This is a genomic window from Kocuria rosea (assembly GCF_023715525.1).
Lineage (GTDB): Bacteria > Actinomycetota > Actinomycetes > Actinomycetales > Micrococcaceae > Kocuria > Kocuria rosea_A.
The window spans coordinates 16,189-27,206 of the sequence record NZ_JAMBOG010000034.1 but is presented as its reverse complement, the minus strand read 5'-3'; the positions used below and the strand labels follow the sequence as shown (position 1 = coordinate 27,206).

The following is an 11,018-nucleotide window of genomic DNA, read 5'->3' as shown; positions in this document are numbered from 1 at the left end:
TCCGGGAGGCGGGCCGTTCGTCGTCCGCGGGCAGCGGCGCGGTCCGGCTCAGGCGGGGAAGATCACCCCGGCGAAGCGGACCAGCACGGTCCCGAAGATCACCACGAGCAGCGCCGCGGAGGCGAACCACGCCCAGGAGCCGGCCGCGCGGGCCACGGCGGCCGGGGCGGGGATCACCCCGGCGCCCAGGTTGCGGGCGGTGGTGTGCACGAGCAGGACGGTCTGCATGATCCACACGAGCATGCAGTACAGGCACAGGGCGTTGATCTCGAAGGTGGTCTGCCACCACAGCCACAGCACGAAGGCCCAGCCCAGCGTCACCCCGGCCTGGACGCACCACCAGTACCAGGGGGCGAAGCGGGCGCCGGCGAGGACCGCGAGGGCGACCGCCAGCACGATCCCGTAGGCGACGATGCCGATGAACGGATTGGGGAAGCCGAACGCCTCGGCCTGCGGGGTGCGCATCACGGTGCCGCAGGACAGCCACGAGTTGATGTCGCAGCTGGTGCGGTGCCCGGCGTCGAGGAACAGCTGCAGCCGCTCGTGGACCAGGGTGGCGGCTCCGTAGAAGCCGAACGCGGCCGTGACGAGGGCCACGAGGCCCCAGCGGCGGTCCGCGGGCGCGGGGCCGAGGTCGGCCCGCAGGGCGGGGGAGTCGTCGAGGGAGGACGGTGTCGGTGTCACACTGCCGATCCTAGGCGATGCGGTGTCCCGCGGACCCCTCCCCGGCGAGGGTCCGGGCGGGCCGGCGGCGCCTGCCGGAGCCGGGCGCGGGCGCAATCCGGGACGGACCCGGGCGACTGTGAGACAATGGCCACGGTCGTCCCCGCCCGTACGCGGGGTTCGGCCCGGTTGGACTCCGACCCCGGTCGGCAGGACCCGCGGCTCTCAACGGATTGAGCGCGTCCGCCGCCGGCCCAAAGACCGCTGCCCTCGTGAGCAGCGGCTCGGAGCTCCGGACCGGCTCGTTGCCGTCCCCGCCCGTTCGCGTGGCGTGAGGGACGCGGCGGGTACGCACAGGACTTCCGGCCGCCGCGTGGACCCCACCGGCGAAAGGCCGACCAAGCAGCTGCGGGGACCGGGTACGGACGGCGTACCGCGGCAGGAGCACAGCTGTATATGGATGCCGAACAGGTGAACCAGGACGGGGCGCACGACGCCCTGGACGCTGGTCAGCAGAACACATCGGACGACGCCCGCCGGGACGCCCCGGCGGCCGACGGGACGGTGCAGGAGACCGGCCCCGCCGCGCTCACCGACGGGCCGGGTGACGTGCTCGACGAGCCCGCCGCCGGCGAGCCGGAGGGCGCTGCGGCGGGCGAGGCCACGGGGGCGGACGTCCTGGACGTCCCCCCGGGGACCGCGGTGCCGGGCGAGGGGCCCGGGTCGGTGGCCGAGGAGGCCGCCGCGCCGCAGCACCCCGCGCCGGGCACGCCCGGGGCCGAGGAGGCCGCCGAGGGCGTGGAGCCGTCCGGGGAGGCCGAGGACCTGGGGGGCCCGGCCGCCGACGAGCACGACGACGAGAGCGACGGCGAGGACGGCGACGAGCAGGACGAGGACCCGCTGACCGCGCTGTCCGCGGCCGTGACCGCGACCTCGCTGATGTTCCACGCCCCCGACCTCGACGAGCTGCGGGAGGCCGCCCAGCAGCGGGCCGCCCGCCGGCGCGAGGCGCGGCGCCGCCGCGAGGAGGAGGCCTCCGTCGAGGACGAGGGCGACGGCGTGGACGCCGAGACCGCCGAGGCCGCCGACGAGGGCGCGGAGGACTCCGGCGGTGGTGTGACCAGCCGGCGCCGGCGCCGCCGCCGCCGCGGCGAGGTCGACATGGAGCTCGTGGGCGGCAGCGACGACGACCCGCCCAACACCGTCACCCGCGTGCGCGCGCCCCGCGTCGCGGAGGCCGCCACGAGCGACGAGGTCGTCGCCGTGAAGGGCTCCACGCGCCTCGAGGCCAAGAAGCAGCGCCGCCGCGAGTCCCGCCAGTCCGGCCGCCGCCGCCAGGTGATCACGGAGGCCGAGTTCCTCGCCCGCCGCGAGTCGGTCGAGCGGCAGATGCTCGTCCGGCAGAAGGAGAACCGGATCCAGATCGGCGTCCTCGAGGACGGCGTGCTCGCCGAGCACTTCGTCTCGCACACCCAGCAGGACTCGCTGATCGGCAACGTCTACGTGGGCAAGGTGCAGAACGTGCTGCCGTCCATGGAGGCCGCGTTCATCGACATCGGCCGCGGCCGCAACGCCGTGCTCTACGCCGGTGAGGTCAACTGGGACGCGTCCCGCCTCGAGGGCGGGCCCCGCCGGATCGAGAACGCCCTGAAGTCCGGGGACTCCGTCCTCGTGCAGGTCACCAAGGACCCGGTCGGGCACAAGGGCGCCCGCCTCACCAGCCAGATCTCCCTGCCCGGCCGCTACCTCGTCTACGTCCCCGGCGGGTCCATGACCGGCATCTCCCGGAAGCTGCCCGACGTCGAGCGCGCCCGGCTGAAGAAGATCCTCAAGGACCGGCTGCCGGACGGCGCGGGCGTGATCGTGCGCACGGCCGCCGAGGGCGCCTCCGAGCAGGAGCTGACCCACGACATCAACCGGCTGCGCGCCCAGTGGGAGCAGATCCAGGAGCGCGCCGGATCCACGAAGACGCTGGCCCCGGAGATGCTCTACGCCGAGCCGGACCTCACCATCAAGACCGTCCGCGACGTCTTCAACGAGGACTTCACCACGATGGTGGTCCAGGGCGAGGAGGCGTGGGACAACATCGAGGCCTACGTGACCTACGTGGCCCCGGACCTGCTCGACCGGCTCCAGAAGTGGGACGAGGACGAGGACCTGTTCGTCAACTACCGGGTGGAGGAACAGATCCAGAAGGCACTCGAGCGCAAGGTCTACCTCCCGTCGGGCGGTTCGCTGGTGATCGACCGGACCGAGGCCATGACGGTCGTCGACGTCAACACCGGGAAGTTCACGGGCTCCGGGGGCAACCTCGAGGAGACCGTCACCAAGAACAACCTGGAGGCCGCCGAGGAGATCGTGCGGCAGCTGCGCCTGCGGGACATCGGCGGGATCATCGTCATCGACTTCATCGACATGGTCCTGGAGTCCAACCGCGACCTCGTGCTCCGCCGGCTCGTGGAGTGCCTGGGCCGGGACCGCACGAAGCACCAGGTGGCGGAGGTGACCTCGCTGGGCCTCGTGCAGATGACCCGCAAGCGCATGGGCACCGGCCTGCTCGAGGTCTTCTCCGAGCCGTGCGAGCACTGCGCCGGCCGCGGCGTCGTCGTCCACGACCACCCGCTGGAGGGCCGCTCCGGCGGGGCCACCGGGGAGTTCCGCGACCAGCGGCAGAACCGCACGGAGCGCAAGCGCAGCCGCCGGGGCGACAAGGCCCCGGAGCAGCCGGTCCAGGCCGAGGCACCCGCCCGCGAGCCGGACCCCGCGGTGAGGGCCAAGGCCGAGGCCGCGCGGACCGCGTTCGCCACCATCGCCGCGGCCACCCACCACGAGACCCCGGCCGAGGACGGCCGGCAGCCGGCCGCGGAGACCGCCGCCGACGCCGAGGCGGAGGCCCGGGCGGAGGGCTCCGGGCGGTCCCGGAAGAAGCGGCGCGGCAAGCGCAGCCGCAACCGGGGCCAGGGCGCCGAGGCCGAGCAGCGCCAGGACGAGCAGACCCGCCCCGCCGAGCCCGCCGGGGCCCCCACGGAGCGCCCGGCGCCCGCCGAGCAGGGCTCCCGCCTGACGATCAACGGCGAGGTGATCGAGCTGCCGCACGGCCACGCGCCGGCGGCGGAGGAGCCCGCCGCGGCGCCGCTGAGCCTCGACTCCCTCGCGGAGGCCCTGGAGCAGCAGGCGCCCGCCGAGCCGGAGGCCCCGTCCGCGCCGGAGGCGCCCGCCGAGCCGGAGGCGCCGACCGAGCCGGAGGCCCCGCGGCAGCAGGCCCCCGAGCAGACGCCGCGGCGGGAGACCGCCGAGCGCCCGGCTCCGGCGCAGGACCCGGCCCCCGCCGCGGCGGCCGCCTCCCGCCCGGACCCCGAGCCGGTGCGTCCCCGGCGCCGTTCGCGCCGGGCCACCGCCCCGGTCGCCCGGCCCGGCGAGGCCGAGGTGACCGCCGGGCGCACGAGCACCGCCGAGGGCGTGCGCGTCGTCGCGAAGCTGCCCGCCGAGCGGAGCGAGCAGCAGCCGGGCGCCGCGGCGCCGACCATCGTGGGCGTCGGCGTCAAGGCGCAGGACCTCACCAGCGGCAGGCCCGCCGGCCAGGGCTGACCCGGCCCGCCCGCCACGGAGGACCCCGACCGGCACGGTCGGGGTCCTCCGTCGTCGGGGGCCGTCACGCAGCGTCCCGGCCTGCGGGGCCCGCGCGCGGCGGCGTACCGTGGTGCGCACCACACCCGGGGCCGCCGTCCCATCCGTCGGGGAGTGCGGCCGCCCGTTCCAGGGAGCATCGCCATGACCAGTGCAGACGTCATCCGCAGCGCCGGCGCGGACCTCTTCGCCCGCCGGGACCCGACGGCCGTGGAGCGCCACTACACGGAGGACTTCGTCCAGCACTCGCCGCTGGCCCCGGACGGACGCGAGGGCCTCCGGCAGTTCCTCCAGCACATCCCCGACGGCTTCCGCCTCGAGGTCGTCCGGATGCTCGAGGACCACGGCACGGTGGCCGTCCACGCGGTCTACGAGGGGCTGGGCCCCGAGCCGCTGGTCGCCTTCGACGTGTTCCGCCTCGAGGGCGACCGGATCGCCGAGCACTGGGACGCCATGGAGCCCCTCGTCCCCGGTCCCGACGGCACCCGCCCCCAGCTCGACGGTCCCGTCGCGGTCGCGGACCACGAGCGCACGCAGGAGAACAAGCGCCTCGCCGCCGAGTGGGTCGAGGCCGCCCTCGTCGGCGGGGACCCTCGTGCGGTCCGGGACCACATGAGCCCCGGGGGCTGCGCGGAGCACGCCGCCGGAGCGCAGGACGGCCCGCGGCCCGCGTACCGGCGGCTGCACCGGGTGGTCGGCGAGGGCAACTTCGTGCTGACGGTCGCCGAGGCCGTCGCCGGGGGAGACGCCGGCCCCGCCGGCACGGTCGCCTGCTACGACCTCTGGCGCCTCGAGGACGGCCGGATCGCGGAGCACTGGGGCGTCGCCCAGCCGGTGCCGGAGACGATGGCGCACGCCAACGGCATGTTTTGAGCCCGCGGGCGAGGACCTGGCCGACGACGCGGGCCCCGGGCGGGGCCCGGCGGCGGCTAGACTGGCAGGACTCGTGACACGGGGTGCCGCACGCGCGGCTGAGAACACACCCGTTGAACCTGATCTAGTCAGCACTAGCGAAGGGATGTCGCAATGCGCGATGCCGTCTCCGCCCCCGCCCGCCCACCACGCACCGGGGGCGCCGCCCCGCCGGATCCCGCGCTCGCCGAGGCCGCGGCCGCCGCGCTCGAGGACCTGCGCGCCGCCGTGCCCCTCGTGCAGTGCATCACCAACACGGTGGTCACCAACTTCACCGCCAACGTCCTGCTCGCCGTGGGCGCGTCCCCGGCCATGACGGACATCCAGGGCGAGGGCGGCGTGTTCGCCGAGCTCGCCGACGGGCTGCTCGTCAACACGGGCACCCCGACCGCCGAGCAGCGCGGCGCCGCCTACGAGGCCGTCGGCGCGCGCCTGCGCGCGGGGCGGCCGTGGGTGCTCGACCCGGTGGCCGTGGGCGCGCTGCCCGTGCGCACCGCCTTCGCCCGGGACCTCCTGGAGTTCCGCCCCGCGATCGTGCGCGGCAACGCCTCCGAGGTCATCGGCCTCGCCGGGGGCGCCGGCGGGCGGGGCACCGACGCGACCGACGGCGTCGACGCCGCCCGCGACGCCGCCGCCGCGCTGGCGGTCCGGGCCGGGTCCGCCGTGGCCGTCTCCGGGCCGGTCGACCTCGTGCGCGCCGCCGACGGCACGGTCGTGCGCGTGCCGCACGGCACGCCGCTGCTCACCCGCGTCACCGGGGGCGGGTGCGCCCTCGGGGCGCTCATGGCCGCGTTCACCGGGGTCCGCGAGGACCCGGCCGCCGCCGCGGTGGCGGCCACGACCGTCTACACCCTGGCCGCCGAGGACGCCGCGGCGCAGGCCGCCGGCCCCGGGTCCTTCGCCGTGGCCCTGCTCGATCGGCTGGACGCGATCACCCCCGAGCAGGTCGCGGCCCGCGCCGGGCTCGTGCGCGAGGGGGCCGCCCGATGAACCCCCGCCTCGACCCCGCCGCCCTGGCCCTGCACCTGGTGACCGACACGGCGCTCAGCGCCCCCCGGACCGTGCCCGACGTCGTCGCGGCCGCCGTGGCCGGTGGGACCGGCATGGTGCAGGTCCGGGACAAGCACGCCCCCGCCCGCGAGCTGGTCGCCCTGCTGGTGGCCGTCGCCGAGCGCGTCGGGCACCGCGTGCCCGTGCTCGTCGACGACCGCGCCGACGTCTACCTCGCCGCCCGGGCGGCCGGCGCGCCCGTGGCCGGCGTGCACGTCGGCCAGTCGGACCTGCCGGTCGAGCTGGCCCGTCGGATCATCGGTCCGGACGCCGTGCTCGGGCTCAGCGCCGCGACCGCCGAGGAGCTCGACGCCGCGTCCGCGCTGCCCGCCGGCACCGTCGACTACCTCGGCGTCGGAGCCGTGCACGCGACGCGCACCAAGCCCGACCACCCCGAGCCGCTGGGGGTCGCGGGCTTCGCCCGCGCCGCGGCGCGCACCACCCTGCCGTGCCTGGCCATCGGCGGGGTGCGGGTCGAGGACGCCGCCGCCCTGCGCGGGGCCGGCGCCGCGGGGCTCGCCGTGGTCTCCGGGATCTGCGCCGACCCCGACCCGGCCGCGGCGGCCGGGCGCTACCTGCGCGCCTTCGACGCGGGGCGCGTGCCGGCGGGGACCGCCCGGTGAGCGCCCGGACCCCCCGCGTCCTGGCCGTCGCCGGCACCGACCCCACGGGCGGGGCGGGCCAGCACGCCGACCTCAAGTCGATCGCCGCCATGGGCGGCTACGGGATGAGCGCCGTCACGGCGGTCGTCGTCCAGAACACCCAGGGGGTGCGCGGCGTGCACGTGCCCCCCGTGGAGTTCCTCACCGCCCAGCTCGACGCGGTCGCCGAGGACGTCGTCGTCGACGCCGTGAAGATCGGGATGCTCGGCTCCGTGCCCGTCATCGAGGCCGTCGCCCGGTGGCTGGAGCGGCACCGCCCGCCCGTCGTGGTCCTGGACCCGGTCATGGTCGCAACCTCGGGCGGGCGCCTGCTCGAGCCCGACGCCGAGGACGCGCTGCGCGCCGCGCTGCACCTGGCCGACCTCGTCACCCCCAACCTGCAGGAGCTGGCCGTGCTGGCGGAGGAGGCCCCGGCGTCGTCGTGGGAGCAGGCCCTCGCCCAGGGCCACCGCGTCGCCCGCGCGCACGGGACGCTCGTGCTCGTCAAGGGCGGGCACCTCGCCGGGGACCGCACCCCGGACGCCCTCGTGGGCCCGGACGGCCCCGAGCCGCTCGTCGCCTACGAGGGGGCCCGCGTGCCCACCCGCAACTCCCACGGCACCGGCTGCTCCCTGTCCTCCGCCCTGGCGACCCTCCAGGTCCGCCACGGGGACTGGTCGACCAGCCTGCGGATCGCCCGGGACTGGCTGCGCGGGGCCCTCGAGCACGCCGACGAGCTCGAGGTGGGCCACGGCAGCGGGCCCGTGCACCACTTCCACCACGTCCAGGACGCCCTCGCGGTCTGGGGCACGGAGCCCGGGCGGTTCAGCGACGCGCTGTGGGCGGCCTCCGCCCCGGTGCGCCGCGAGATCGAGGAGCTCGAGTTCGTCCGCCGCCTCGGCGACGGAGGGCTGGAGCCGGAGCGGTTCCTCGCCTACCTCGACCAGGACCTGCAGTACCTCGACGGCTACAGCCGGGCCCTGGCGCTGCTGGCGGCCCGCGCCCCCAGCGAGGAGCACCGGCTGTTCTTCGCGGCCGGGGCCCTGGCGTGCACCGAGACGGAGGCCGAGCTGCACCGCGCCCGGCTGCGCCACGCCGGGCGCGAGCGCCCGGACGGGCCGGGGGAGACGACGCGGCGCTACACGACGTTCCTGCTCGCGGCCACCGCCGCGGAGCCCTACCCCGTGGGCCTGGCCGCGGTCCTGCCGTGCTACTGGGTCTACGCCGAGGTCGGCCGGCACCTGCAGGAGCTCGCGGCGGCCGCGGGCGGGGCCGAGCACCCCTACGCGGACTGGCTGGCGACCTACGCCGACGAGGGGTTCCAGGAGGCGACCCGCACCGCCCGGCGGCTGCTGGACGAGGCCGCCCGGGACGCCGCCCCGGCCGTGCGCGAGCGCATGCGGGAGGTCTTCCTCGAGGCGTGCGCCCTGGAGCGGGACTTCTTCGCCGCGCCCGGGACGGCGGGCCGTTTGCCGGGGGTTGTCGCCATCGAGTAGTCTTGATCTTCGGTGCCATGCCGGTGCGCGCGTGTTTAACTCGAACACCCCACCTGGAGGCACATGCGGGTGCAGTTCCTGAATTGCGGCGAACCTGCGCTGACCACGGCTCCGTCCCACGGCCCGGTCACCGTGAGCTCGTCTCAACGTCGTTGGTCCTGACAGGTATGCGCTCGACCCACACTGTTTACACATGACGTCGAGAGAAGTGAGTTCCCAAGTGGTGTACGCGATTGTCCGCGCTGGCGGCCGCCAGGAAAAGGTTTCCGTCGGAGACCTCGTTACCCTTGACCGCGTCGCCGGCGGAGCAGGCAGCACCATCGAGCTTCCTGCCCTGCTGCTGGTCGACGGGGACAAGGTCACCTCGGATGCCCAGACCCTGGCCAACACCAAGGTCACGGCCGAGATCGTCGAGAACCTGCGCGGTCCGAAGATCTCCATCCAGAAGTTCAAGAACAAGACCGGCTACAAGAAGCGCCAGGGCTTCCGCGCCGAGCTGACCACCGTGAAGGTGACCGGCATCGGCGCCTGATCGGCCCGGTTTCCCTCCAGACTCCAGACGCCAGTCCTAATACGAAGGTAGGCACACCCCATGGCACACAAGAAGGGCGCGAGCTCCACTCGCAACGGCCGCGACTCCAACCCGCAGTACCTCGGCGTGAAGCGCTTCGGCGGCCAGACCGTCAACGCGGGCGAGATCCTCGTCCGCCAGCGCGGCACCCACTTCCACCCGGGCCAGAACGTCGGCCGCGGCGGCGACGACACCCTGTTCGCCCTGGCCGCCGGCCAGGTGGAGTTCGGCACGCGGCGCGGGCGCAAGGTCGTCAACATCCTGGCTGCCGCCGAGTAGTCCCCGGGCCGGCCCAGCCGGCCCCGGTGCGGGTCCCCCGGGACCCGCACCACCCATGTCTGATCTGTGGAGGGTGGGTGCGTCCAGCGCCCGCCCTCTACAGTTTTAACGGGCCCCTCCCACGGGCCCGCCCATCACCAGAGGAGTTCCCCGTGGCCAGTTTCGTCGACCGCGTCGTCCTGCACGTCTCCGGCGGCAACGGAGGGCACGGCTGCGTGTCCATCCGCCGCGAGAAGTTCAAGCCGCTCGGCGGCCCGGACGGCGCCAACGGAGGTGACGGCGGCAACGTCGTGCTGCGCGTCGACGGGCAGACCACCACCCTGCTCAACTACCACCACGCGCCCCACCAGGCCGCGCAGAACGGCGGGCCCGGCAAGGGCGACCTGCGCCACGGCCACAAGGGCGAGGACCTCGTGCTGTCCGTGCCGGACGGCACCGTGGTCAAGGACCAGGACGGCAACGTCCTGGCCGACCTCGTGGGCGAGGGCGCCGAGTTCGTGGCGGCCGCCGGCGGGCAGGGCGGGCTCGGCAACGCGGCGCTGTCCTCCGTCAAGCGCAAGGCGCCCGGCTTCGCCCTCCTGGGCACCCCCGGCGACGAGCGCGACATCGTCCTCGAGCTGAAGTCGATCGCCGACATCGCGCTCGTCGGCTATCCCTCGGCGGGCAAGTCCAGCCTGGTCGCGGCCATCAGCGCCGCCCGGCCCAAGATCGCCGACTACCCCTTCACGACGCTCGTGCCCAACCTGGGCGTGGTCCAGGCCGGGGACGTGCGCTACACCGTGGCCGACGTGCCCGGGCTGATCCCCGGCGCGTCCGAGGGCAAGGGCCTGGGCCTGGAGTTCCTGCGCCACGTCGAGCGCTGCGCCGCACTCGTGCACGTGCTCGACTGCGCGACCCTCGAGCCCGGCCGCGACCCGATCTCCGACCTCGAGACCATCGAGGCCGAGCTCGCCAACTACACGGTGGACGACGCGCTCGACGGCGGGGGAGCGGTCCCGCTCAACGAGCGGCCCCGCCTCGTGGCGCTGAACAAGATCGACGTCCCCGAGGCCCGCGAGCTGGCGGAGTTCGTCCGCCCCGAGCTCGAGTCCCGCGGCTACCGCGTCTTCGAGATCTCCACCGCCTCCCACGAGGGGCTGCGCGCGCTGACCTTCGCCATGGGCGAGGCCGTGGCGCAGGCCCGGGCGGCGCGCCCGGCCGCCCAGGAGGCCCCGCGGGTCGTCCTGCGCCCCCGGGGTGTGCGCGGGCCGGAGTTCACCATCACCCGCGAGGAGCGCAACCTCGAGCCGCTGTGGCACGTGCGCGGCGAGAAGCCCGAGCGCTGGATCCAGCAGACGGACTTCAACAACGACGAGGCCGTCGGCTACCTCGCCGACCGGTTCGCGAAGCTCGGCGTCGAGGACCAGCTGTTCCGCCAGGGCGCCCGCCCCGGCGACGCCGTGCTCATCGGCCCCGAGGACAACGGCGTGGTCTTCGACTGGGAGCCCACCATGGTCGGCGGCGCCGAGCTGCTCGCCGGCCCCCGCGGCACCGACCTGCGCCTGGCCGAGTTCGACCGCCCGACCCGCGAGCAGAAGCGCCAGCAGTACCAGGACCGCAAGGACGCCAAGGCCGCCGCCCGCGCCGAGCTCGAGGCCGAGCGCACGGCCGGGGTGTGGACGGAGTCCGTCGACGCCCGCCGCGGCACCGGGAGCACCGGGGCCGACGGGGCCGACGGGGCCGACGGGGCCGACGGCGGAACCGCCGACTGATCGACCGAGCACCGCACGACGCCCACGA

The 11,018-nt window shown here is 75.5% G+C and carries 9 protein-coding genes and 1 riboswitch; of the genes, 8 read left to right on the top strand and 1 reads right to left on the bottom strand.

The annotated features are described in order from the left end of the window. Positions 1-48: 48 nt before the first annotated feature. Positions 49-684, bottom strand: coding sequence for a vitamin K epoxide reductase family protein (locus tag M3185_RS16165; protein ID WP_251334697.1), 636 nt, complete (start codon positions 682-684; stop codon positions 49-51). A gap of 435 nt (positions 685-1,119) precedes the next feature. Here M3185_RS16165 and M3185_RS16160 point away from each other — a divergent pair, with 435 nt between their 5' ends. From M3185_RS16160 to obgE, 8 genes are all read left to right on the top strand, one after another. Further along, a complete protein-coding gene (locus tag M3185_RS16160) occupies positions 1,120-4,251 on the top strand; it encodes an Rne/Rng family ribonuclease (RefSeq protein WP_251334696.1) in 3,132 nt (1,043 codons plus the stop codon). Positions 4,252-4,434: 183 nt separating this feature from the next. Further along, complete coding sequence (locus M3185_RS16155) at positions 4,435-5,163, top strand: nuclear transport factor 2 family protein (protein WP_251334695.1); 729 nt, start codon at positions 4,435-4,437, stop codon at positions 5,161-5,163. Between the two features lie 69 nt (positions 5,164-5,232). After that, positions 5,233-5,326, top strand: a riboswitch (TPP riboswitch). Beyond that, on the top strand, positions 5,317-6,192 hold the full coding sequence (thiM, locus tag M3185_RS16150) for a hydroxyethylthiazole kinase (protein ID WP_251334694.1): 876 nt from the start codon (positions 5,317-5,319) through the stop codon (positions 6,190-6,192). (Overlaps the previous riboswitch by 10 nt.) Then, positions 6,189-6,875, top strand: a complete 687-nt coding sequence (gene thiE / locus M3185_RS16145) for a thiamine phosphate synthase (RefSeq protein ID WP_251334693.1) — start codon at positions 6,189-6,191, stop codon at positions 6,873-6,875. Before thiM ends, thiE begins: the two co-directional genes overlap by 4 nt. Next, the gene (locus M3185_RS16140) at positions 6,872-8,389 is read left to right on the top strand and encodes a bifunctional hydroxymethylpyrimidine kinase/phosphomethylpyrimidine kinase (RefSeq protein ID WP_251334692.1); all 1,518 of its coding nucleotides are present in this window, start codon (positions 6,872-6,874) and stop codon (positions 8,387-8,389) included. The genes thiE and M3185_RS16140 overlap by 4 nt, the downstream gene beginning before the upstream one ends. Before the next feature lie 220 nt (positions 8,390-8,609). Further along, positions 8,610-8,921: a 50S ribosomal protein L21 gene (gene rplU / locus M3185_RS16135; protein WP_251334700.1), complete on the top strand. Its 312-nt coding sequence runs from the start codon at positions 8,610-8,612 to the stop codon at positions 8,919-8,921. Between the two features lie 60 nt (positions 8,922-8,981). Beyond that, positions 8,982-9,239 carry a 50S ribosomal protein L27 gene (gene rpmA, locus M3185_RS16130; RefSeq protein WP_251334691.1) on the top strand — a complete coding sequence of 86 codons (258 nt, stop codon included), beginning with the start codon at positions 8,982-8,984 and terminating at the stop codon, positions 9,237-9,239. A 152-nt stretch (positions 9,240-9,391) separates the two neighbouring features. Continuing rightward, positions 9,392-10,990, top strand: a complete 1,599-nt coding sequence (gene obgE / locus M3185_RS16125; RefSeq protein WP_251334690.1) for a GTPase ObgE — start codon at positions 9,392-9,394, stop codon at positions 10,988-10,990. Positions 10,991-11,018: the final 28 nt, after the last annotated feature.